This window comes from Thauera propionica (assembly GCF_002245655.1).
Lineage (GTDB): Bacteria > Pseudomonadota > Gammaproteobacteria > Burkholderiales > Rhodocyclaceae > Thauera > Thauera propionica.
In genome coordinates, this window is sequence record NZ_NOIH01000014.1 from 104,674 (window position 1) to 126,683 (window position 22,010).

At 61.1% G+C, this 22,010-nt stretch carries 21 protein-coding genes; 5 read left to right on the forward strand and 16 right to left on the reverse strand.

Going from position 1 to position 22,010, the window contains the following annotated elements:
- Position 1: 1 nt before the first annotated feature.
- From CGK74_RS12590 to CGK74_RS12610, 5 genes are all read right to left on the reverse strand, one after another.
- Complete coding sequence (locus CGK74_RS12590) at positions 2-1,150, reverse strand: restriction endonuclease subunit S (RefSeq protein WP_094268813.1); 1,149 nt, start codon at positions 1,148-1,150, stop codon at positions 2-4.
- Positions 1,147-2,706, reverse strand: a complete 1,560-nt coding sequence (locus CGK74_RS12595) for a type I restriction-modification system subunit M (RefSeq protein ID WP_054286756.1) — start codon at positions 2,704-2,706, stop codon at positions 1,147-1,149. The genes CGK74_RS12590 and CGK74_RS12595 overlap by 4 nt, the downstream gene beginning before the upstream one ends.
- 216 nt (positions 2,707-2,922) lie before the next feature.
- Positions 2,923-4,560: an ATP-binding protein gene (locus CGK74_RS12600; protein WP_094268814.1), complete on the reverse strand. Its 1,638-nt coding sequence runs from the start codon at positions 4,558-4,560 to the stop codon at positions 2,923-2,925.
- 22 nt (positions 4,561-4,582) lie between these two features.
- A complete protein-coding gene (locus CGK74_RS12605; protein WP_054286754.1) occupies positions 4,583-4,789 on the reverse strand; it encodes a helix-turn-helix domain-containing protein in 207 nt (68 codons plus the stop codon).
- Positions 4,790-5,397: 608 nt separating this feature from the next.
- Positions 5,398-6,135, reverse strand: a complete 738-nt coding sequence (locus tag CGK74_RS12610) for a helix-turn-helix domain-containing protein (RefSeq protein ID WP_054286753.1) — start codon at positions 6,133-6,135, stop codon at positions 5,398-5,400.
- A gap of 129 nt (positions 6,136-6,264) precedes the next feature.
- Here CGK74_RS12610 and CGK74_RS12615 point away from each other — a divergent pair, with 129 nt between their 5' ends.
- Entirely contained in the window at positions 6,265-7,839 is a 1,575-nt protein-coding gene (locus tag CGK74_RS12615) for an AAA family ATPase (RefSeq protein ID WP_054286752.1), read from the forward strand.
- Between the two features lie 6 nt (positions 7,840-7,845).
- Here CGK74_RS12615 and CGK74_RS12620 read toward each other — a convergent pair whose 3' ends face one another.
- From CGK74_RS12620 to CGK74_RS12640, 5 genes are read right to left on the reverse strand one after another with little or no spacing between them, the layout of a single operon-like run.
- Complete coding sequence (locus tag CGK74_RS12620) at positions 7,846-8,115, reverse strand: hypothetical protein (protein WP_017936950.1); 270 nt, start codon at positions 8,113-8,115, stop codon at positions 7,846-7,848.
- Positions 8,102-8,578 (reverse strand): putative molybdenum carrier protein, encoded by a 477-nt coding sequence (locus tag CGK74_RS12625; protein WP_094268815.1) that lies wholly within the window; start codon positions 8,576-8,578, stop codon positions 8,102-8,104. Before CGK74_RS12625 ends, CGK74_RS12620 begins: the two co-directional genes overlap by 14 nt.
- Positions 8,575-8,991, reverse strand: coding sequence for a hypothetical protein (locus CGK74_RS12630; RefSeq protein ID WP_043218884.1), 417 nt, complete (start codon positions 8,989-8,991; stop codon positions 8,575-8,577). The genes CGK74_RS12625 and CGK74_RS12630 overlap by 4 nt, the downstream gene beginning before the upstream one ends.
- Positions 8,988-9,632: a hypothetical protein gene (locus CGK74_RS12635; protein WP_094268816.1), complete on the reverse strand. Its 645-nt coding sequence runs from the start codon at positions 9,630-9,632 to the stop codon at positions 8,988-8,990. The genes CGK74_RS12630 and CGK74_RS12635 overlap by 4 nt, the downstream gene beginning before the upstream one ends.
- A gap of 17 nt (positions 9,633-9,649) precedes the next feature.
- Positions 9,650-10,306: a hypothetical protein gene (locus CGK74_RS12640; RefSeq protein ID WP_054286751.1), complete on the reverse strand. Its 657-nt coding sequence runs from the start codon at positions 10,304-10,306 to the stop codon at positions 9,650-9,652.
- A 142-nt stretch (positions 10,307-10,448) separates the two neighbouring features.
- On the opposite strand from CGK74_RS12640, the gene CGK74_RS12645 reads away from it, so the two are divergent.
- Positions 10,449-10,688: a helix-turn-helix domain-containing protein gene (locus CGK74_RS12645; RefSeq protein WP_054286750.1), complete on the forward strand. Its 240-nt coding sequence runs from the start codon at positions 10,449-10,451 to the stop codon at positions 10,686-10,688.
- A 453-nt stretch (positions 10,689-11,141) separates the two neighbouring features.
- Here CGK74_RS12645 and CGK74_RS12650 read toward each other — a convergent pair whose 3' ends face one another.
- The 6 genes from CGK74_RS12650 to CGK74_RS12675 all read right to left on the reverse strand — a co-directional run bounded on the left by CGK74_RS12650 (position 11,142) and on the right by CGK74_RS12675 (position 16,846).
- Complete coding sequence (locus CGK74_RS12650; RefSeq protein WP_054286749.1) at positions 11,142-12,164, reverse strand: replication protein RepA; 1,023 nt, start codon at positions 12,162-12,164, stop codon at positions 11,142-11,144.
- Between the two features lie 38 nt (positions 12,165-12,202).
- Positions 12,203-12,415 (reverse strand): helix-turn-helix transcriptional regulator, encoded by a 213-nt coding sequence (locus tag CGK74_RS12655; protein WP_017245590.1) that lies wholly within the window; start codon positions 12,413-12,415, stop codon positions 12,203-12,205.
- A 402-nt stretch (positions 12,416-12,817) separates the two neighbouring features.
- The gene (locus tag CGK74_RS19225; RefSeq protein WP_240498717.1) at positions 12,818-13,774 is read right to left on the reverse strand and encodes a PEP-CTERM sorting domain-containing protein; all 957 of its coding nucleotides are present in this window, start codon (positions 13,772-13,774) and stop codon (positions 12,818-12,820) included.
- 299 nt (positions 13,775-14,073) lie between these two features.
- Entirely contained in the window at positions 14,074-14,964 is an 891-nt protein-coding gene (locus CGK74_RS12665) for a DMT family transporter (RefSeq protein WP_094268818.1), read from the reverse strand.
- 5 nt (positions 14,965-14,969) lie between these two features.
- A complete protein-coding gene (locus CGK74_RS12670; RefSeq protein ID WP_094268819.1) occupies positions 14,970-15,512 on the reverse strand; it encodes a response regulator transcription factor in 543 nt (180 codons plus the stop codon).
- Positions 15,509-16,846: an ATP-binding protein gene (locus CGK74_RS12675; RefSeq protein ID WP_206186245.1), complete on the reverse strand. Its 1,338-nt coding sequence runs from the start codon at positions 16,844-16,846 to the stop codon at positions 15,509-15,511. Before CGK74_RS12675 ends, CGK74_RS12670 begins: the two co-directional genes overlap by 4 nt.
- 222 nt (positions 16,847-17,068) lie before the next feature.
- Between CGK74_RS12675 and nosZ the strand changes: the two genes are divergently transcribed.
- The 3 genes from nosZ to CGK74_RS12690 all read left to right on the forward strand — a co-directional run bounded on the left by nosZ (position 17,069) and on the right by CGK74_RS12690 (position 21,880).
- Positions 17,069-19,024 (forward strand): TAT-dependent nitrous-oxide reductase, encoded by a 1,956-nt coding sequence (gene nosZ / locus CGK74_RS12680; protein WP_094268820.1) that lies wholly within the window; start codon positions 17,069-17,071, stop codon positions 19,022-19,024.
- A 213-nt stretch (positions 19,025-19,237) separates the two neighbouring features.
- Positions 19,238-21,421 carry a NosR/NirI family protein gene (locus CGK74_RS12685; RefSeq protein ID WP_094268857.1) on the forward strand — a complete coding sequence of 728 codons (2,184 nt, stop codon included), beginning with the start codon at positions 19,238-19,240 and terminating at the stop codon, positions 21,419-21,421.
- A gap of 33 nt (positions 21,422-21,454) precedes the next feature.
- The gene (locus CGK74_RS12690; protein ID WP_094268821.1) at positions 21,455-21,880 is read left to right on the forward strand and encodes a transcription regulator; all 426 of its coding nucleotides are present in this window, start codon (positions 21,455-21,457) and stop codon (positions 21,878-21,880) included.
- Positions 21,881-22,010: the final 130 nt, after the last annotated feature.

Sequence of the window (22,010 nt, forward strand, 5' to 3'; positions counted from 1 at the left end):
TTTATTCCCCCGCAGCCTCTGGTTTCGAGAAGTTCAGAAGCAGATTGCGGTAATGCTCATATTGCTTCTGACGCAACTCAATTTCGCGGGGTAAGCCGTCGCTGATGGAGCCAGTCAAGGCGTCGAATTTATCCAAGATGTCAACGATTCGCTTCTTATCTTCTGGAGGTGGATTCGGGATGCGAATACTTTCAAGACTCTTCTTATTTAGCTTTGGCTGAGCTGCTCCTGAGATATAAGGCGTCAAGTCGATGCTATTCAAATAGTATTCAACGTACTTTCGCTCGACAGATGTTTTGAATTTCAGTACGTGAGCATGATTATTCACCCAGCTCTTTCCGCTAATACTAAATGCGATTGGCGTGTTTCGTGCTAATAGATTCGCTCCATCTTCGGAAACAAGTAGAAGGTCGCAATCAAAGATATAGTCTTTGACATAGTCAACGATTCCCGAGGCTCCGTAATATGGGATATCACCTGGCTCTCTTAGCCCGCTAGTGATTGGCCTTCGCATTGAGTCGAGGTTCTCTGCGAGATCCCCCAGCGCCTTCCACTCCACTTCCCCTTCTTCAAAACTCAACAACTTGTCGCGATAGTAGTTGTATTGTTTCTTGCGGGCGGTCAGCTCGGCGGTCAGCTCGGCGGTCAGCTCGGTGAAGCTGTCCAGTATGCGAACGATTTCGGCCTGGATTTCAAGCGATTTTTTGGGGTTGTCCGGGCAGGGGATGGGAATGGGGATTTCTAAAATCTCACTGGGTCGCAATGCGGGTATGCCCGCACCGTGTTGCTTACCGGCCAGACGCACCTGATTGAGTTTTAAGAGATGGTAAACATATCGGTTCTCAACTGCCTCAGTATTTGGTAGCACTACATAGCAGTGCGCATTGGCATAAAACTTGGATGTGACGAAATTAACAAAACCAGCAGACGCGCCACCCTGACTTATTATGGTTTTGTTTTCTGAGTAATTGAATGTGTCGGTAAACCCGGAATGCGTTACCCCTCCGTTATAGGCCGGGTAAGGTCCGTTTTCACAAAGCAGTTCTTTATTTAGCTGGCGGCCTTTTTCTAATCTGATGACATCCCCCAGCTCTTTCCACTCCACTGCCTCCCCATCCAGCAGCTTTTCCAGAAAACTCACACCGCTCATACCTCCAACTCCCCGCCTTCAATCTCCGCCACAATGGCATCAATGTCCTTGCGCAGTTGGTCGATCCGGGCAACGGTGGTTTTCAGTTCGGCATTGAGCTGGGCGATGTCCACCACCTCGCGGTTGTCTTTGGCTTCCACGTAGCTGCTGACCGACAGGTTGTAGTTGTTGGCAGCCACATCTTCCAACGGCACCGACCTGGCGAAGTGGTCGACGGTTTCCTTGCTGTCGAACACCGCCATGATCTGGTCGATATGCGCATCCAGCAGCAGGTTGTTATTGGTGCCCTTCTTGAACAAGTCGCTGGCGTCGATGAACTGGATGTCGGTATCGGTCTTGTGCTTGGACAGCACCAGGATGTTCACGGCGATGGTGGTGCCGTAGAACAGGTTGGGCGCCAGCGATATCACGGTTTCGACGTAGTTGTTATCCACCAGATACTGGCGGATTTTCTGCTCGGCACCGCCCCGGTAAAAGATGCCGGGGAAGCAGACGATGGCGGCGCGCCCCTTGCTGGAAAGGTAGCTGAGCGCGTGCAGCACAAAGGCAAAGTCGGCCTTGGACTTGGGCGCAAGCACACCGGCCGGGGCGAAGCGTTCGTCGTTGATCAGCGTCGGGTCGTCGCTGCCGATCCATTTCACTGAATACGGCGGGTTGGAGACGATGGCGTCGAAGGGCTTTTCATCGCCAAAGTGCGGCTCTGTCAGCGTGTTGCCGAGCTGGATGTTGAACTTGTCGTAGTTGATGTTGTGCAGGAACATGTTCATCCGCGCCAGGTTGTACGTGGTGTGGTTGATTTCCTGCCCAAAGAAGCCGTCTTCGATGATGTGATCGTCAAACTGCTTCTTGGCTTGCAGCAGCAACGAGCCAGAACCGCAGGCCGGGTCGTAGATCTTGTTGATGCTGGATTGCCCATGCATCGCCAACCGGGCAATCAACTTGGAGACCTGCTGCGGGGTGAAGAACTCGCCGCCTGATTTCCCCGCATTGGCCGCGTAGTTGGAAATCAGGAACTCGTAGGCGTCGCCGAACAGGTCGATGTGGCTGGCGTCGAAGCCGCCGAAATCCAGCTCAGCCACACGTTTGAGCACCTTGGCCAAGCGCTCGTTCTTGTCTTTGACGGTGTTGCCCAGGCGGTTGCTGGTGGTGTCGAAATCCGCAAACAGGCCTTTGATGTCGTGCTCGGAGGGGTAGCCGTTGGCCGACGCTTCGATGGCCTTGAAGATGTTGGCCAGGTCCGTGTTCAGGCTTTCGTTGGTGTTGGCATTGGCGGCCACGTTGGCGAAGAGCTGGCTGGGGTAGATGAAATAGCCCTTGGTCTTGATGGCGTCATCCTTGGCGGCCGCAATGTTAGGGTCATCGTCTGCCATGGCGGCGTAATTGACGGACGGGTCGCCGCCGGTGATGTAGTCGGTGAAGTTTTCGCTGATGAAGCGGTAGAACAGGGTGCCGAGCACGTATTGCTTGAAGTCCCAGCCATCGACGGCACCGCGCACGTCATTGGCGATATCCCAGATCTTGCGCTGTAGCGCGGCGCGTTGTTCGTTGCTTGTCATCTTGAAAATCCAGTTTTGATTCGTTGTGTGCTGCTCAGGCTTGACGCTTGAACTGCAGGAAATGGGAAGTTATGCCAAGAGGGCCGCTGCCTATCTCCCGGTTTTCTTCGTCTTGCGTCGATAGAACCCCTTGATTCCTCGGGCGGTTGCCGGTGTATCGCCCAGTCTCTATCGCCCATCTATCGACAATAGAATGCAGGTTGTCCGATAGGCTGCTCATACCACCGCCCAGTACCGCCGCCAGCGGTTGTTGCCTTCAAAGCGGACTTCCCCGCGCTTGATCAATTCTTCCAGCGCACGCTTGACCTGCTTGGGATGGATTTCGCCGCCAACGCGCTGGTGAATGTCGCTGATGGCCGACCTGGGGTAGCGTTGCAGGTCTTCCAACACCAGTGCGGCCAGGCGATGCGGCTCGATGCGCTTGAGAGTGGTCCCGCCGGTGAACTGGAGACTGCGCAGCAGGCCTGGATCAACAAAGTAACGCGTGGCCTGGGTACGCCCAGCGCTTTGCACCAACTGCCAGTCCAGCAGGCGCTTGAGCCAGGCTTGCAATGCTTCTACCGATGGCAGTTCAAGCAACGTTGCCAGCTCGCGTGCCGTCAGCGCATCGTGCTGCGCCAACAGACCCAATGCGATCCGCTCACGCTGCGTTAGCTGATAGGTCTGGTCCGCTTTCGCAATGAGGTCGATGACCTCGGGCTTGAGGATGCGGCGGCGCACCGTCACCTGCACGCGGTCGTGGGTCTCGATCAATTCGGGAGCCGGGCGACCTTGCGAGAGCAGAACCTCGTAGATCTTGTCGAAGCCGCTGCCTTCCCGCTCCATCAGCTTCAAGTCATGGAACAGCCGTGCCAGGTGTTCATTACGGCGTACCGTGGTGTGGAGGATGTTCCGCGGCGAGACGCCCAGCGGCAAAGGTCCGGGGTTGACCACTTCCAGCCGGTCCGAATGTAGGTTCAGGAAGATGTCGCCGCGCTGGGTGTAGGGGCGGTGTACCAACGCGTTGACCAATAGTTCGCGCACCACGATCTCATCGAAAGCGGGCACATTCTGACGGTACAGGCCATCAGGAAGCTCGTAGCGCTCGCGGAAGTCAGGCACCTCCTGCCAGACCGCTTCGATCAATTCCATCGGGCTTTGCGTGTGGTCGTCCCAGACCAGCTTGTTGACCTTCTGTCCGTGCTCGTCGTACTTGATGAACTGGATGACCGGAGCGGTGGTCAGTTGAGCGCGATGATGCTGACGCCCCAGACAGAGCACGCCCAGGTTGGTGAGGTTCGGTCCTTGTGCGAGCTGATAGTGATCGAGCAGTTCGTCGTCGGACTTCTCCTTCACGGAAGGCTTGACGCGATCCGATGCACGCAAGGCTGCGAGCAGCTTGTGGCGTTTGGCGGCATCACTCTCGGTACGGGGAACATGCAGGGTGGATTGCGTTTCCCACGGCAAGGCGGAACGCTCGTTGGCCAGACGCATCACGTCATCGCCCGTCACCGGCTTGCTTTGATCGGCTACGCGCAGGAAGTAGCGGCCATCCGTGGTGGATGCGACTGCCATGGATCGCGGAATGCGCAACTCGATGTATTGGCCGCCATTAGGGGCGGTGACGATATCCGGCAACACCGTCACGTTGACTGTGCGCTCTGCCAGTTTGCGACGTAGTGTGTCAGGCAGGTCTGGGGGAATGCGCTGATCGGCTGGAGGCTCGCTCTGACCATCCTCGATCCCCAGCAGAAGACGACCACCAGTTGCATTGGCAAAGGCAATGCAATCCTTGGCGATTTCGTTCCAGTCTGCCGTCTTGCCGGTCACGGCCCGCAAGGACTTCTGGTCGAGGAGTTGCCCTTCCAAGCTCACGCGTCACCTTCCCCTGCTGGATTCATTTTTGTTCGCTCCCATCGCCCGATGCTTCATCGGCACCTCCAGCTCGTACCCACTCATCCACTTCCGAGAGCTGGAACTTCCACAGCCGCCCTACGCGGTGCGCGGGCAGACCCTTGCGCTCGCGCCAGCGGTACACGGTGTCCTTGGCCACGCCCAAGTGCTGGGCGACGTGCTCGGCGGTAACCCACGGTTCTGTACTCATGTCGATGGCGCTCGGAGGTTGCGATTGAAAGTCGTCTTAAATCGTCTGAAGTCTACCATTTAGGTGCTGTGGAAGCATCCCGATTGCCTTTGACTGCGTTCGCTGTAAGTTGAATGTGGTAACAAAGGGCGCAGCACCACACTGTCACCACCATGGCTACACACTGTCGCCATAGGGTGACCACATTGTCGCCACCATCCTTGCCACCCATTCAACACATTGTTCGCACAAGGTTGCCACGTTGTTGCCAGCATGCCGCCACACTGTTTACACAGTTAGCCGGCAGCCCGACCTGATCGCACAGATAATTTTTGCTGGTCACAAAGCGCCATGCCACGTTACTCCCTCGCCTGGGCACAAGATAAGCAATAACAGTCAAGGGATTTGGAATGCACGCCCGCCGATGTTGGTATGTACGCAATCGGAAATAGGACTTCTGGTGCCTGACCATGTGCCCGAACAGCAGAGCGTTGGAAAGAACGCAATGCACAATCAGTATGTACGCAAGCCTAAATAGGGAGTAACGGGGCATGTGACCAGCTAAAAGTCATTGCGATCAGCGCCGTAGGATTTGGAAACCCGATGGCTGGAAACAGCGCATTTTTTGTCTACTCAGTTGGCGGCATGTCCGCATTGCCGCCGCTGCGGAAATGGGCGTCAACTACGCGGGCGATGTCAGCAGGTTGTGCTCCTGCGTTGAATGCAAAGCGCAGCGCCTGCTCCAATCGTTGCCAACCTTGCGGGGAAGCAATATTGCTATCAACAGTTTCGCTCAGACGGAACATCAGCCCTTCCAGCAGCTCTTCGTCCCCCACGTCCGCAGCAGCCTGCTCCGCCAGTGCCAAAAGTGCGCTACGTGCTGACTCAAGTGATTCACTTGGCACCCCGGCCAATGCCGTAGGTGTGGTGATGACACGATCCACCCTGACGACTGTCACCAGATCAAGGGCCTGATCGACGCCTGGCTCGATCTCCATGCGGATCAGCACATCGCCAGCCAACAGAAAGCGCGTCTTGATCAGCCCCGGCTGTTCATCCTGAAACAACCACACTGGCTGCGTGTTGGCCAGCAGCGTGCCTAGTACAAGCTTGCTGTCATCCAGCGCCCCGCGATCATGCCAAGGGTGCAACACGTCGGTACGCAGGCGGCCGCCTTCCACACCGAGGTGGTGCAACAGGCCGACCAGTCGTTTGGCGGAGATCACCTGCTCCTTGCCACGCAGCCAGACCGAGAGGTTGGCAGTGCGGATACCGGTGGCCTCGGCGATCCGCCCCAGCGTTTCCCCGCGCAGTCGTATCAAGGCAGCGGCAAGGGCTGGCAATTGTTCGTTGGTAAGGCTTGGCATATCGGGCTCTGCGAATTCACTGTAAATCACTATAAGACTTATTGGCCGACAAGACGAGCGCGCGGAGTTTGGCGATTCGTGTAAATTGGCGTTATAGTAAATTATAGTTAGATGTTTTGAGAGGCCATCATGCGCAAGCCGAAGCAAATCCGTCCGTTGCGCCTGCGGGAATACGAAGCTGCCATTACTGCGCTCAAGGAGCAGCATCCCTGGCTTGCCCGGCAGATCGTCGAACCCGCGCCGGGGCATCTGGCTTTGGTAGCACATCTGTTTGCCCAGGTGGAATGCCTGCTGCCGCCCACAGTGCTCGCACTCAAGGGCTCACTGTCGGTGAGTTGCAACCGGGATCGCCTGGTCATTCATTACCAGCCGCCGCGACGCCACAGCGAACGTGCAGCGGCAGTGTTCGATCTGATTGCCCAGACCAAGCACCTTTCGCTGCAACAATGCCCCGTCTGCGGCGCACAGGTTATCGGGGACGGCATCCGTCCCCAGCGCTGCCCGCAACATGACGGCATCCAAGGGTTGTTTGCCGAAGAAGTGCGCCGCAGCCGCCAGCTCATCGTCGAACAGGGGGTACAGCAGGTGGTGCACGATCTGGGCAAGGTGACGACCGAAGATGTACGTGCCGCCGTGGCGGCTGAAAATGAGCCGGTCTTGAGTGAAGCCGAACCGGAGCAGGTTCAGGAGCAGCCGACAGAAGCCGCTAAATCAGCGCCCTTGCCGAGCATCGTCTTTCTCGATGAAGCCGGGCTGGAGGCGTTCGTGGATCGCCACCGACCAAAAGGCGACGACAAGTTCAAGCGCGCACAGGCGATGGCAGAGCGGATCAAGCGGGCGGGCCATGGCAGCCGCCAACTGGGCCTGCTACCCCCGGACTGGAAAGCCCTGCTGGATGAGTTCGCGCAGGCTTTCCCAAACTTCCATGAACTGGCCGAGCTGCTGCGTGATCACTTCGCCTTGTCCAGTCTGGGCGATGGCCGCGTGTCCTGGCCTGCCGTGTTGCTGGTCGGCCCGGCGGGCATTGGTAAAACCGAGGCGGCACGCTGGCTGGCCGATCAGCTCGTGCTGCCGTTTCGGGTCTTCGATATGGCGAGCACGCAATCGAGTTCGCCGCTCGCAGGTTCCGAATCGTTCTGGAGCAATTCCGAGCCAGGCCAGCTTTTCGAGCTGCTGGCCTACCAGCCGCTGGCCAACCCGGTGGTGGTGCTCGATGAGCTGGATAAGGCCAGCAACGGGCGACCGCAATACGATCCGCTGGCGGCGCTCTATACCTTGCTGGAACCGCGCAGTGCGCGGAATTTCATCGACCTGTCGATCCGTGATTTCTCCATCGACGCCAGTCATGTCAATTGGATGGCGACCGCGAATGAGCTGGAAGCGATTCCAGGGCCGCTGCGCTCACGGCTGACAGTGCTGCACATTCAACCGCCCAAGCCGGAGCAGGTCAGAAGCATTGCGCAGTCGATCTACAACCGGCTCCGCGACGAGTCGAGCTGGGGCACTGCCTTTGCCGAGCGACTGAATGATGATGTCCTGTCCCGTCTGCAAGCCTTGCCGCCGCGCAGTGTGCGTCTGGTTCTGCAGCGGGCCTTGGGCTCGGCAGCTCGTGATGACCGAGGAGTCGTCCAGGTGCAAGACATCAGGCCGCTGGTGGAGATCAGCCGCCGTGGCGTTGGCTTTGTCAGCGAGGGATGGAATTGAGGTTGCTCAGCGTTGTCCGGATAGCCAGGCCGCACCGGCGGCCAGTGCATCGGCCTCGCTGGGGTAAGTGGTCGATGGGCCGCTGATGATGCAGGGCTTGGTTTCGCCGTCGCCTTCCACCGTCCACAGCTCCCAGGTTCCGTCATTTTTCCAGCTAGGGATGGCGGTGTAGGGTTTGTCTTTCAGCGCAGCCAGCGCGGCATCCACTTCGGGACGGATCTGCAACTCACCCGAGTAGATATAGGGTGTCGCGCAGCGGGCATCAGATCGGCTCATGTTCCTTGCTCCAAAAAAGCTCCAGTAGTGCGCTCGCCTGCAGGTAGATACCGGGGTTGCGTGCTTCACTCGGGCCAGCAATGTTGAGAATACCGACGGGATGGCTAAGCAACCAGTCTTGCCATGCCGCCAACAGCTCTTCTGCAGGGTCATGCAAATCGCACAGCAGTAGCGGCTTGCCGTGTCCCGTCGCCAGATCGCGAGTGAGCAGGCTGCCACCTTCGATCCTGTCCCGGTAAATGATCAGTGTGGCATCAGCGTCCAGCACATTGCGTTTGGTGCGCTGGCGATAACCGCTGGATTCGGTCTCCATCAACTGGTAGCGAGCATCCAGTACGCCATCAGCGGCCCGTCGGCCTGCCGGGCACCAGCCGCCGTGCGGAATCTGCCGGGCAATGGCGAAATCCAGCGCCGCCCGGTCTACGCCGGTCTGGCCGCCGGAGAGGATGCGCTGAATGCTCACCCTTGCCCCGTTGCGGCGACCGTGCAAGTCACTTGAACCTCTGCGCTGGGCTGATCTGCCGAGAGCTGGCCGATGCGCCCGCGCTGGCTGGCAAGCTTCAGTTGCTTGCGCACCTGTTCCAGGCTGCGCTTTTCGATCACTGCGGTATAGCTCGCACCCAATTCACCATCCGGGTCGATGAACAGCTCGATACGCGTCACCGGCAACCCGAACACTGTGAAGCTGCGTGCCGGTGTCAGCGACCAACTGCCGGGAGCATTGGGCGCAATGCCGTCCAGTACGTGCAACGGCAAGGCTTGACGGCATTCCACGGCGGCGACGATGGCTGGCTCGATCCGCAACCAGTGGTTGAGGTCTGGGGCAGTGCCATCCATCAGCATCACTGGCATGGCCGCCAGCAGCAACGCTTTCATCCCTTGATGTTCCTGATCCAGAAGCGGCGGTCATCGACCGTGAAGTTGGGGTCATAGCCGACCAGCGTCAACAGTGAACTGACATAGTAAAGGCCGAACTGATTCATCAGCCAGCGTTCCATCGCTGGGTCGCCGGGCAACTTACTGTACGGTGGGATTGGGCCGTCGCTGCGAACCTGACCACTGGTTTTTCCGGAGATGGAAAAGCTCTTCCAGGTCAGCACGAAATTGTTCGACTGTTTCGGCAACTCCGGTGCGCAAAGCGACAGATTGCTGAAGCGCTCGGAGCGCTTGGCGTCGTGCCAGAGCACTGCGTCAAAGTGAATGCAATCGCTGGCTTTGAGCGTGAGGCTGCGGGTCAGCGTCATCTGATCAGCCGGAATTTGCAGATTGCTGATCACCACCTTGGGCCACTCCGGGGCGCGACCGTCGGTAGACAGATTGTGGCGCAAGGCGTTATGCAGTGGAGTGCCCAGCAAGCTGTTGCGACTTGCCGCGCTTGCGGGCGTAGCCGCTTGCGACAGACTGGTTCCAATGGAGTGTCCTAGTCCGTTCAGGGAATCCAACGCCCCCTGCATGTCGGTTGTGGCGCAGCCCGTCAATACAAAAGGCAGAAGCAGCAAGCTCCGGTAGTGTTTCATCGCAGTTCCTCGCGAGGTTATCCGTTGAAGAGGGTATTGAGCCGGGCGCACCAGGTTTCCGCCGCCCGACGGCTCATGGGAAAACTGAGCACTGGTCGTTGCGGATCGGCGGTTTGCAGCTCGATGGCGAAGTTTTTGGCGCGTACCGTGCGCTCGAAGGTCGGCACGCTCATGCCGCTGGCGTTGACCTGACGGCTGCCGCCGTTCATCTCCATGCTCTCGACCTCGCGCCAGGTCATCCGCCAACCAAGCAGCCAGGAGAAGTCGTGGATTCGCCAGGTTTCATCCACGATTGAACAGACAGCCAGTTTGCGATGCTGCCGGTCAAACACCAGAAAGGCCGGCGCGGGGTAGCCCAAGAGTTGTCCAGCATCGAATGACAGGCCCTGCTGGGCGTTGATTTTGGCGACAAGGGCCTGACAGCGAGCCTGCAAACGTGCCAGAAAGCGGAAGGACAGCGTGAAGATCGCCAGCGAAATCAGCAGATAGAGCATCAGCTCACTGGTCAGCAGCCCCCACAGCGACGTCTGTGACAGGCGCGCAGGCCCTATGCCGAACATCGCCAGTACAAGAATCAGCGCAAAACCAGCGGCAGCCAGTCCTGAAAGCCCAGCCACCGGAACAGCAAGCCCCGCAGCCGCCCCCATCCCTGCAGTCTTCCAGACGCTTGCCATACGTCACCGCCTCCCCATTGTTACTCATAGAGGTCATTTTAGTGATTAAGAGCCTAGTTGTCACTTATAGAGCGTGCTCATATAGAGCGTGGCCTTATATGGCGGGCACTCATAGATTCTTTCTTTTTGAAAAGAGAGAGATATGGCCCTTGATCCGCGAGTGCGCTTTGGCCTGAAGCTGATTGAAATACGGAAGACCAAAGGGTGGTCACAAGAGCGCCTGGCGTTGGAGAGCGGCTTGGCCCGTAGCTATTTGGGTGGGGTTGAGCGCGGCCAGCGCAACATCGCGCTGCTCAACATCTTCAAGCTGGCCGAAGCGCTGGAAGTGGAGCCTTCGGTACTGCTGGAGGCGCCTGCAGCTGGACAGGAGGCAGCACCGTAATATCGTAGCGCTACGTTATCGTAACGTTACGATGTCATCTGACAGGGGCGAGTTGCCCCGGCAGGCCTGTCGATAGCATGTTGAGAAAACCGACGCCAAGTAGTCCTGTTTTTTGAGTAACGAGTAGCCGCGCAGCGACCGGAGGGAGCGAAGGATTTTCCACAGCCGCAGGGCGGTAGCTACTAGGTATTTATAAATACTAGGAAAAACCTAAAAGCAGAACTACTAGAGGCGACCTCTCCTCCTGGCTGAATCGCCATCCCAGCGGGGCTTACAGGCGACCTCACACGTTGATCTTGACTAGCGATGTCACGTAAAACGGCTAGTGATGTCACGTACCGATGACTAGCGATGTCACGTGGACAATTTACAGAAGTGGCACCAAAGCCAGCTCTGGCAAGGGTTTCCGTCTTGCTAGTGATGTCACGTGGACAGCCCGAAAAGCCCACAGGCTTATCCCCTCCTCTTGGTCGCTGCGATATGCAGGCGTGCAGGGGTGAGGATCAGGCAATCTTTCGTTTCCTCGATGTGGTTCCGAGCCTCGGGATAGAACAGCAGCGCTTCGTTTAGCCGGAGGCGGAAATTGGTCTTGAAGTTGGCCAGCCCCTTGGGAGTATTCGCATAGCCAGAGCCGAACTGCATCATCAGGCCAGTCCATGGCACGTGAACAAGCCGTTTGCCTCCTTTGCTTGCCCCAACGTTCAAAGTGAACATGCGGTAGACCAGCCATGTGTAGATGTCCATCGCCAGAGGCGACTTTATGAGCGCACGTAGTGCCTCCATCTTGAGTGGCACGGGGGCGCTGATCAGACGTTTAAAAAAGTCTGTGCTCAAGGTGATCGAGCTTTCCCATGCCCCTCGTCGCACCGTATCGCGAGAGCTCCAGAAGACGAACGCCTCCTCCGCGATGAGGATGTTTCTGACGTGCAGCGCATCGCCATCTGCACCACCGACGGTAATCATCGAATGCACCAGCCGCAAGCTCTGGTCACGCACTCGCGCGATGTACCGGCCATCATTGTGCAGATCAAGACTTTGCAAGAATGCCGCCTGGGAACGCCCAAGCGATAGATCGGGACTACCGGTGCGAACGGCTTCAGTACACATCCACGCCAGCAGCAGGCGCGGCAGCCCGCCATACGGTACGCCATAGTCGGGGTTGGCTACGATGGAAAGGCTCAGCTTGCCCGTGCCGCGTTTGAAATGGTTGGTCTTGGGGTCTGTATGAGGAAGTGTGGCCTGCGCCAGAAAGTGTGCGATGTAGCCTGTAGCGCCTGCGTTGCGGGCCTGCTCGATCTCCAGCTCCACAGCTTCGTCGATCAAGTGGCGTACCCGTGGAGTCAATGCATGGGCGGCGTCGTGCTGCTCCGCCTGTTTCGTCACTTCGGCAGCTTTCTGCTTGATCCACGGCAGCGGATCGCGCTTGGGCGTGGCTTCTGCCAAGCCAGTGTCCAGCAAACTGCCCATGCTGCGCATCGTCGAATCCTGACCTTTGACCTGCGAGATCGCGGCGATCAGGGATGGACAGCGTTGTTGCTGGCGGTACGGGCGGCTGCGGCCTTCTGTCCGAGCCAGGTATCAATTTCGTGTTCCAGCCATCCGACAACCCGCTTGTTGATCTGGATGCATACTGGGAATGTCGGATCATCGCGTGTGATCCGCCAGAGCGTTACGTCATTGATGCCGCCAAGCTTTTCGCAGACGGCCTTGCGGCGTAGAATTTTCATCGTCCCCACCTCCTGCACATTGAAAGTCGATGCAGGAAGTTTCAGGCGACGACCCGGCAGCGGTCACGGATTCCCAGAAGGGAATTTTTGCAGCAAAAAATCCGACGGCAGCGATGCGGGACAGGCAAGCGATGCGCGGACCTCGCTCCGGGTAGCAGCGGCTAAAGTGTATATGGAAGTGACTACAAGATGAGTGATAGCAGAGGCAATTCCGCTCCTACACGAGCTTTCCGGCCAGATTTCTGGTTTAACGTCTGAGCGCTGCCTGACCGAGGGCTGCAATGCACGCCCCGCAGATCCGGAAGGACTGCGGGGCGTTCTGTTTTACGGGCACTTCACGAAAAAAGGCCTCCCTCTTGCGAGGAAGGCCCCAAGTACCTCACACCAAATCAGGATGGCGTATCAGCTACGCAGCTTGCGACGCCCCGCGCCCAGGCCCAGCAGACCGATACCGAGCAGGGCAAGCACACCGGGCTCGGGCACCTGCGTGGGCGGGATGTTGATGATGTTGACCAGCGCGAGTTCTTCACCACCCGAATCCAGACCCGTCATGCGCAGCTGGAAGTACAACTCGTAGCCGTTGTCGTAATTGCGCAGATCGAGCTCAGGTGCGTAGGCGAAGAAGTCAGGCTTGCCGCTACCGACGTTGTTGTCGACGTTCATCGTGCACAGACCGCTCAAATCGCAGCTCGGGTTGCCCGGATCAAACCAGTTGACCACGACCGTCGGGTACGCCGTAACGAAAGAGTCCTCGTCGTAGGTTTTCACGTTGAAGACGTTGTCGAAGGCGAAGGTGTCGATAACGGTCTTGCCGATGATCTTGCCGTCTTCGTCACGCACGACATCGGTCACGATCTCGAATACGCCGTTCAGGGACAGCAGGTTCCTGGCCGTGTTGTTGAGGTCGAACGAGAACACCGGCGAGTAGTTGCCTTCGCCCAGGAAGCTCTTCAGATCGCCCACGGTCACGACCGCGTCGAACGGCCACTCGCCCAGGTAGAGCGTGTCGTTCTTCGGCGTCTGGTCGCCGTCCGGCGAGGGGTTCTGGTTGTCGCCCGTACCGCCGGTGGCGGGCGGCAGCGCGCCGTTGTTCGATTCATTGAACGAGAACAGCTTGACGATCTGGCCGGAACCGAAGGACGGCAGGCTGCTCCATTCCGAGAACTCGGAATAGCCGTAGCTCGAGAGCTGGGTCAGGGCGTTCACCGAGTAGGAGATGTAGTCGTCGTGCTGGCTGGCGACGTAAACCTTGGCGCCGGTCGAAGTCGTGACGCACAGCAGGTTGGCAAGATTCGGGTCGGGGAAACCACAGCTCGACACCGGCGGCAGCGACAACGCGTGGGCGGCACCCGCACTCATGAACGTACCCGCAAGCAGGGCTGTCGCACAAAGCGTTTTTGTCATTTTTTTCATTTCAATCCCCTGGGACAGTGAGTAACTCAGCTAATGCAATCCCCGCGCCAGATTTAGCATGAATATTTTTCTCCTTGCTCAACGAGCACTTAGTCTAAAACGCCGCAAATCACCCAAAATGGGCAATCCGGAAGTGTAAAGAAATCCGACACGGCGCAGCGTGAGTGTGAGGGCGGGCCCAGCATTCAACCGGCCGTTCCAGCTCGCGTCGGACGGGCTGTACCTCATGGCAGCCGGCGCGGCGCCTACTTCAGCGCAGTCCGCAGCAGCGCACGAATCCAGGGCCAGCGGCTCAGCACCAGCGCGGCGAAGATGAGGCCACAGCCGACGAACTGAAGGGTGGTCATGCGCTCGCCAAACCACCACGCCGCGACGATGGCGGTCCACATCGGCTCCAGCATCAGGATCACCGCGGCGTGGCTGGGCGTGGTCAGGCTCTGGCCGTAGAGCTGGACGAAGAAGCGCAAGGTCGTCGCGATCAGGGCGCTCGCCAGCAGCCAGCCGAGCACTGGTGTGCTGACGGCGTCGGGCCAGCTCTCGGTGAGGGCGGAGAGCGGCAGCATCAGCCCCCCGACCATCGAGACCTGTATCGCGCTCAGCGCCAGCGGCGACACGTTGCGCACCACACGGCTGTTGAGATTGAGCAGGATCGCAAACACCACGGCCGCGGCGATGAAGAACCACTGCCCCGGCTCGAAGCGGAAGCCATGCTCGAGCGACAGGCAGGCGAAGCCGCCGAGCGCGACCGGCATCGCGACCCAGGTCAGGCGCGGCGGACGGTCGCCGAAGAACAGCCGGCCAATGAGCGGCACCAGCACGATGCCAAGGCTGGAGATGAAGGCACCCTCCCCGAGGTGGCGTGCATGTTCGAGGCCCTTGATCCAGAACGCCATCGCCACCGCGAACAAGGTGCCAACCAGCAGCGAACCACGCAGCCCCGCACGGTCGAGCGCACGCAACTGGTTCCAGCCCAAAGCCGCGAGCACCACGCCGGCCAGCAGGAAGCGCACGCCCACGAACTGCAACGGCGGCATGCCCGCCAGCGCTTCCTTGGAAAAGATCCACCCCGCGGCGGCAACCAGCGTGGCGAGGACGAGCAGCAGGTCCGCCTTCAGCGGATGGTCGCCGGACGACACCCGGCTCAGGCTCCGGACGGCGGACGGGCGAGCTTTCGCTGAAGGGTGCGGCGATGCATCTGCAGCGCGCGCGCAGTGGCGGAAATGTTGCCTTCGTGTTCGGCCAGCACGCGCTGGATGTGCTCCCACTCCAGGCGGTCGACCGATAGCGGCGCATCGGGCGCACGGTCGTCGATGACCACGTCCTCGGCGCGCAGGGCCTTGATGATGGCGTCCACTTCAGCCGGCTTGGCCAGGTACTGGATGGCCCCCAGCTTCACCGCGTCGACCGCGGTGGCGATGCTGGCGTAACCGGTCAGCACCAGGATGCGCGCCCCAGGGCTTGCCTCGAGCAACGGACGGATGAGCTTGAGCCCGGACTCGCCGCCGATGTTCAGGTCGAGCACGATGAACTCGGGCGAATGATCCTGAGCCAGTTCCAGCGCGCCCTCGCTGTCGGTCGCGCCATAGGTGTCGAAGCCGCGCTGCGCCAGCGCCCGGACCAGCACGCGATTGAAAGCGGAGTCGTCATCGACGACAAGCAGGGTCGGAGCGTGTTCAACGGTCATTCGTCACTCATGCGCAGCGGTAGGACAAGGCGTGCAATGGTGCCACCGCCCGGGCGTGAATGGAACGACAGTTGTCCGCCATGATGTTCGACAGCCGCATGCGCCAGCATCAGCCCCACGCCCATGCCCGAGGAATGACTGCCCGATGGCGCGTGCCGGGCAGCCACCACACGCTCGGGCGACAGCCCCGGACCGCGGTCCGCGACCTCGACACGCAGCGCCCCCTCCGCCAGCCGGCCACGCACCTCCACCGCCTCGGTCGCCTGTCCGGCAGCGGCATTGGCGTTGGCAGCGTTGTCGATGAGGTTCTGCAGCGCCTCCCCCAGGCTGGCATCGGCGACGACGCCCTGCAGGGCGAGTTCCGGCGCGAGATCCAGGCGCAGCACGGCGGCAGGTCGCAAGCGCTGCCAGCGCGCCACGCATTCACGGACCCAGGCCGCCGCCGGCGCCTGCCCGCCGCCCTCGGCACGCTGCTGTCCCGTTTCCTGCGTCAGGCTGTTGAGAATGTCGCGGCAGTGATCGACCTGCTCGCGCATCAGTGCCACGTCCTCCTGGACCTCGGCCGGCAGGTCCCGCCGACGCGCCATCTCGTCCGCCAGGATGCGCAGGGTGCCCAGCGGCGTTCCCAATCGATGGGCCGCCCCTGCCGCCAGGTTGCCGAGACCGACCACGTAGGCGTCGCGCGCGCGCGCCGCCTGCGCCTCTGCCAGCGCAGCCTCTCCCCTGGCGATGGCCGCGTTCAGGCGGACGATGAACCACACGACGGTGACGGCAGCCAGCGCAAAGCTCACCCACATGCCGGCCAGGTGCCAGAACATGGCGGACGCAGCGTCAGCCAGATGGACCGGATGGTGGAACTCCCACAGCACGGCATAGACCCCGACAGCCACCACGGCCAGCGCCCAGGCCTGGCGCGATGGCAGGATGGACGCGCCGACGGCGACGACGGGCAACAGCAGCGAAATGGCGGGGTTGGTCACACCTCCGCCGAAATACAGGAAGGCCCCCCAGGCGACGAGGTCAAGCACGAGCTGCACGAAAGCGCCCCCCCGACCATCGAGCCAGCGCGCCAGGCCCGCCTGCAGCGCCAGATTCACCGCGGCCAGCACCAGCGCGACGCCAAGGAGGGGCTGCGCGGGATGCCCCGGTGCCAGCAGCGGAAACGCAATCACCGCCATCGCCACCATGGCGCCAACCGAGAACCAGCGCAGCTGGAGCAGGCGGGAACGATCCAGGCGCACCGCTGCGATCGCCGCAGACGCCGCACGCGGCTCGCCGGCCGCGTCGGCCGACGGGGCGTCCAAGCCAACCGGCTCGGCCGAAGGATGGGTCATGCCGTTGAAATCCTCAGAAGAATTGCCCGGATCACATGCCGGGCAAATGCATGCGTCTTTAACCCAGATCAAGGTTTGCCCACGTGGCCAGACCTAGAGTGCACCTGCGACAAAACGCCACAGGACATTTTGTCACAGGCATCCGCCCACCCTGCGCCATGGCGCACGAACCCCGGATGACTGGACGAACACCGATCACGTCAGTAACGGGAGCGAAAGATCATGAACGAAGACGCCAAGATGAACCAGGTCGACGCGATGCCCGACCCGAGCCGCCGCAAGTTCCTCAATTCCGCCGCGCTTGCCGGCCTCGCCGGCGCCGGCCTGTCGGTCGGCCTGTCGGCCTGCAACAAGGAATCGGCGCCCGCGCCGTCCGCGGCACCTGCAGCCGCGCCCGCTGCCGCGCCGAAGGCTGCAGCCAGCGACCTGCACCTGCACATGAAGCCGGGCGAACTCGACACCTATTATGGCGTCTGGTCCGGCGGCCACTCCGGCGAATGCCGCATCCTCGGCCTGCCCTCGGGCCGCGAGATCAAGCGCATCCCGACCTTCAACGTCGACTGCATGAGTGGCTGGGGCATCACCAACGAGTCGAAGAAGATCATCGGCACCCGTCCGGACGGCCGCCTGAAGTACATGACCGGCGACACGCACCACATCCACGGCTCGTACACCGACGGCACCTTCAACGGCAAGTACTTCTGGGTCAACGACAAGATCCACGGCCGGCTCGGCCGCATCCGCGGCGACATCTTCGAGTGCGACGCCATCACCGAGCTGCCCAACATCCAGGGCTTCCACGGCATCTTCCCGGACAAGCGCGACCCGGTCGACCCGGCGATCAACTACACCACCCGCGTGTTCTGCGGCAACGAGTTCCACATCCCGCAGCCGAACGACGGCCGCGACCTGGACGATCCGACCAAGTATTTCTGCCTCTTCACCTGCGTCGATGCCGAAACCATGGAAGTGCGCTGGCAGGCGAAGATCGACGGCAACATGGACCTCGTCGCCACCTCGTACGACGGCCGCTTCGCCGCATCGAACCAGTACAACACCGAAGGCGGCGCGCGCTACGAAGACATGATGTCGGCCGAGATGGACGCCTGCGTGTTCTTCGACGTCGCCCGTGTCGAGCAGGCGATCAAGGACGGCAAGTTCATGACCATCGGCAGCTCGAAGGTGCCGGTCGTCGATGGCACCAAGGCCGCGAACACCGATCCGAAGACCGCACTGACCGGCTACGTGCCGGTGCCGAAGAACCCGCACGGCGTCAATGCCAGCCCGGACGGCAAGTACTTCATCTGCTCGGGCAAGCTGTCGCCCACCTGCACCGTGATCGAGCTGGCGAAGGTTGCCGACTGGTTCGACGGCAAGCTCGACGACATCCGCAAGGCTGTGGTCGCCGAAGTCGAAGTCGGCCTCGGCCCCCTGCACACCACCTTCGATGGTCGCGGCAACGCCTTCACCACGCTGTTCCTGGACAGCCAGATCGTGAAGTGGAATGTTGACAAGGCGATCCAGTTCTTCGGCGGCGACAAGAACGCGCAGTACGTGGTCGACCGTATCGACGTGCATTACCAGCCGGGCCACATCAACGCCTCGATGGGCGAGACGAAGGAAGCCGACGGCCAGTTCCTCGCGGTAGGCTGCAAGTTCTCCAAGGACCGCTTCCTGCCGGTCGGCCCGATGCACCCGGAGAACGAACAGCTGATCGACATCCGTGGCGAGAAGATGGTTCTGCTGGCGGACCACCCGGTGCATCCGGAACCGCACGACTTCATCATCGTCAAGCGCGACATCATCAAGACCAAGCAGGTCGGCACCCTCGACGACCACCCGCTGGCGGTGAAGGATGCGAAGGACTCGGGCGTGTTCCGCGATGGCAACAAGGTCACGGTCAAGATCGCCTCGCTGGCGCCGGCCTACACCCTGCGCGAGTTCGAGCTGAAGGTGGGCGACGAAGTCACCCTGATCCTGACCAACCTCGACAAGGTGGAAGACCTGTCGCACGGCTTCGCGATTCCGAAGTACGACATCAACTTCGTGGTGAACCCGCAGGAAACCAAGTCCGTCACCTTCAAGGCCGACAAGCCGGGTGTGTTCTGGGCCTACTGCACCCACTTCTGCCACGCGCTGCACCTGGAAATGCGTTCGCGCATGATCGTGCGTCCGTAAGCCTGCAAGGCACCCGTGCCGGGCGAAAGCCCGGCCGGCGGCAGAGTGTGTCGACGAGGGGCTTCGCGCCCCTCGTTCCGTTTCCGGGAGTCGTCCGGCATGCAGGTCTTCCGTGATGCCGCACGACAACGTACTGCGGCAATTTGACGCGGAACAAATACACGCCGCGCTTCGGCGCCTAGACTCCATCGCAATTCTCTAATGGAGCGCATCATGAAGCCCCTGTCCGCCCTGCGGGGCATCGCGATGGCGGCGATCCTCGCCACCGTTTCCCTGTTGTCCCCGCCCGCCGCAGCCCAGACCGCCTACGAGGCCAAGCTGCCGCCCGAGGTCAATACCGCCCCCGCGCTGTGCGATTACGTGCCCTGTACGGATGTACTGCCCGGTGCCACCAGCTTCTCCGAGCGCAAAGGCCAGCCACCCTACGTCGAGGGCTATGCCGAGGAGAACGGCCAACGCAAGCTCATTGGCTACGTCGTGCTGTCCACCGACGTCACCGACACCCCCGCGTACTCCGGCAAGCCGGTCGTTACCCTGATCGGTCTCACGCCGCAGGGCCACTTCGCCGGCATCAAGATCCTCAAGCATTCCGAGCCCATCCTGCTGCTCGGCATCCCCGAGTCCGCGCTGACCAAGTTCAACGATCAGTACCTGGGCCAGTTCGTCGGCGCCAATATCGAGATCGGCCGCTCGCGTCCCGAGGAAGACATGATCGGCCTCGACGCGATCTCGGGCGCCACGGTGACGGTGATCGCGCAGAACCAGGTCATGATGATGTCCGGTGCGGCAGTTGGCCGTCAGGTCGGCATCCTGGAAGCCACCGTGCGCCCCCAGGCGAACTTCGCCGATCGCGGCCGCAAGCTCGACTGGGCGACGCTGGTCAAGGAAGGCGCGGTGCAGCGCTTGACGGTGATGCCCGAGCAGGTCGGCCTGCCGCGGAGCAGTGAACCCTTCATCGACCTGTGGTACGGCTACCTGAACCACCCCGAGGTGGGCCGCGCCATCATGGGCGAGACCGGCTGGCGCGACCTGATGGCACGCATCAAGGAGGGCGAGCACGCCCTGTTCGTGATCCGCACCGGCGGCAACGAGTCGTTCAAGGGCTCGGGTTTCGTGCGCGGCGGCATCTACGATCGCGTGCAGTTGCGCCAGGGCCAGGACGTGTTCACCTTCCGCGATCTCGACTACTACAACCTGTATGGAGTCTCCGCCCCGGGCGCGCCCTCCTTCAACGAGTCCGCGATCTTCATCGTGCGCTCGCCCGCCTTCTCCGGCGCATTCCCATGGAAGTTCATCTTCCTCGGCAACCGGATCGACCGGGAGACCGGCGCGCGTACCTTCGTTAACTTCGACAGGGAGTACTGGCTGCCCAGCGCCTATCTGGAAGGCGGCCGCCCGGTGGTGAAGAAGCCGGACGCGCCCTGGGTGCGCGTGTGGAAGACCCGCGCCGTGGAGATCGGGCTGTTCGCCGCCCTGCTCATCGCCGTGGCCGCAGTCTATGCGAACCGCGACGCACTCACCCGGCGCTCGACGCGCAAGAACAAGTGGCCGGTCAACGCCTTCAAGTACAGCGCATGGATCATCAGCATCGGCTTCGTCGGCTTCGGCCTGCTCGCCCAGCCGTCCATCACGCAGGTGCTGACCTGGTTCCACTCGCTGCTGTTCCAGTGGCAGTGGGAGCTGTTCCTCACCGACCCCTTCATCTTCCTGTTCTGGATCTTCATCATCCTCACGGTGTTCGTGTGGGGCCGCGGTCTGTTCTGCGGCTGGCTGTGCCCCTTCGGCTCGCTGTCGGAGCTGCTGTACAAGGTGGGCCGTGCGATTGGCCTCAAGCGTTTCCAGTTCGCACTGCCGATGAAGTGGCACAACCGTTTGAAGTGGGTGAAGTACGCGGTGTTCTTTGGTCTGCTGGCGGTGTCGATGTTCTCGATGGGCCTGGCCGAGAAGCTGGCCGAAGTCGAGCCCTTCAAGACCACCTTCCTGGTCGGCCTGTTCAACCGCAGTTGGCCCTACACGCTGTTCGCCGCTGGGCTGCTCGGCCTGTCGATCTTCATGGAACGGCCGTTCTGCAAGTATCTGTGCCCGCTGGGGGCCGCGTTGGCCATGCCCTCGACCTTCCGCTGGTTCGGCCTGCGCCGCAAGCAGGAGTGCGACAGCTGCAAGGCCTGCGCAGTCGGCTGCGGCTCGCTGGCGATCGACGAAAAGGGCCGCATCGACCACCGCGAATGCATGCTGTGCCTGGACTGCATGGTGCTCTACACCGACGAGCACGCCTGCCCGCCGCTGGCGCAGGAACGCAAGCGCCGCACCAAGGCCGGCCTGGCGCTGACGCCGATCGGCAAGGACGGCTACTACATCCCGATCAAGCCGGTGGCGCCTGCCGCGCCCCGCGCCTGATCCCGGTTCAACACATTCGAGGAGGATTCGATCATGGTCGATCCGCGCATCCTGACCGAGGCGGTCGAGCCGCCCTACGCCGGCGGCGGCGCTGCAAGCCGCCTGCTGTCCGAGATCTGGGACCACCTGTGGCCGTGGAGCCGCAACGGCTTCCAGCATCAGCGCTTCGTGCAGGCCACCGGCCTGGCGCTGGCGGCTGCCGCCAGCGTGGCGTGGGTACTGGCCGCGATGGGCGACATGACGCCGGGCGCCATCATCGGCTGGTGGTTTGGCTGGAGCGTGTTCGAGGTCGTCGTGCGCCTCGGCTCCAAGCCCTACGTCAAGGACGGCCCGTGGTGGGGTAGCCGCTACCGCCGCGCCAGCGTCATGGACATGATCTGCTACGTCGGCTTCAAGAACTTGCTGATCGGCGCCACGCTGTTCCTCGCACTGAAGAGCCTCGGCCTGGTCCAGATCTGAGAGCCAGTCGGGAAAACCGGCTCATGTGCGCCGCCCTCCGGGGCGGCGCACCGTTTCTGGCTTGCATATCCGGGGCCGCGAGCACTTCACCTAGATCAAGTACCAATGCGACATTGCGTCGCATACTGAG

What these genes read in the sequence shown, in the direction of transcription:
- CGK74_RS12630 (WP_043218884.1), bottom strand. Translation starts at nt 8,991, where the DNA reads ATGAAAGCGTTGCTGCTGGCGGCCATGCCAGTGATGCTGATGGATGGC.
- CGK74_RS12615 (WP_054286752.1), top strand. Translation starts at nt 6,265, where the DNA reads ATGCGCAAGCCGAAGCAAATCCGTCCGTTGCGCCTGCGGGAATACGAA.
- CGK74_RS12590 (WP_094268813.1), bottom strand. Translation starts at nt 1,150, where the DNA reads ATGAGCGGTGTGAGTTTTCTGGAAAAGCTGCTGGATGGGGAGGCAGTG.
- CGK74_RS12595 (WP_054286756.1), bottom strand. Translation starts at nt 2,706, where the DNA reads ATGACAAGCAACGAACAACGCGCCGCGCTACAGCGCAAGATCTGGGAT.
- nosZ (WP_094268820.1), top strand. Translation starts at nt 17,069, where the DNA reads ATGAACGAAGACGCCAAGATGAACCAGGTCGACGCGATGCCCGACCCG.
- CGK74_RS12610 (WP_054286753.1), bottom strand. Translation starts at nt 6,135, where the DNA reads ATGCCAAGCCTTACCAACGAACAATTGCCAGCCCTTGCCGCTGCCTTG.
- CGK74_RS12645 (WP_054286750.1), top strand. Translation starts at nt 10,449, where the DNA reads ATGGCCCTTGATCCGCGAGTGCGCTTTGGCCTGAAGCTGATTGAAATA.
- CGK74_RS12685 (WP_094268857.1), top strand. Translation starts at nt 19,238, where the DNA reads ATGAAGCCCCTGTCCGCCCTGCGGGGCATCGCGATGGCGGCGATCCTC.
- CGK74_RS12635 (WP_094268816.1), bottom strand. Translation starts at nt 9,632, where the DNA reads ATGAAACACTACCGGAGCTTGCTGCTTCTGCCTTTTGTATTGACGGGC.
- CGK74_RS12620 (WP_017936950.1), bottom strand. Translation starts at nt 8,115, where the DNA reads ATGAGCCGATCTGATGCCCGCTGCGCGACACCCTATATCTACTCGGGT.
- CGK74_RS19225 (WP_240498717.1), bottom strand. Translation starts at nt 13,774, where the DNA reads ATGAGTGCGGGTGCCGCCCACGCGTTGTCGCTGCCGCCGGTGTCGAGC.
- CGK74_RS12670 (WP_094268819.1), bottom strand. Translation starts at nt 15,512, where the DNA reads ATGACCGTTGAACACGCTCCGACCCTGCTTGTCGTCGATGACGACTCC.
- CGK74_RS12640 (WP_054286751.1), bottom strand. Translation starts at nt 10,306, where the DNA reads ATGGCAAGCGTCTGGAAGACTGCAGGGATGGGGGCGGCTGCGGGGCTT.
- CGK74_RS12650 (WP_054286749.1), bottom strand. Translation starts at nt 12,164, where the DNA reads ATGCGCAGCATGGGCAGTTTGCTGGACACTGGCTTGGCAGAAGCCACG.
- CGK74_RS12655 (WP_017245590.1), bottom strand. Translation starts at nt 12,415, where the DNA reads ATGAAAATTCTACGCCGCAAGGCCGTCTGCGAAAAGCTTGGCGGCATC.
- CGK74_RS12690 (WP_094268821.1), top strand. Translation starts at nt 21,455, where the DNA reads ATGGTCGATCCGCGCATCCTGACCGAGGCGGTCGAGCCGCCCTACGCC.
- CGK74_RS12605 (WP_054286754.1), bottom strand. Translation starts at nt 4,789, where the DNA reads ATGAGTACAGAACCGTGGGTTACCGCCGAGCACGTCGCCCAGCACTTG.
- CGK74_RS12675 (WP_206186245.1), bottom strand. Translation starts at nt 16,846, where the DNA reads ATGACCCATCCTTCGGCCGAGCCGGTTGGCTTGGACGCCCCGTCGGCC.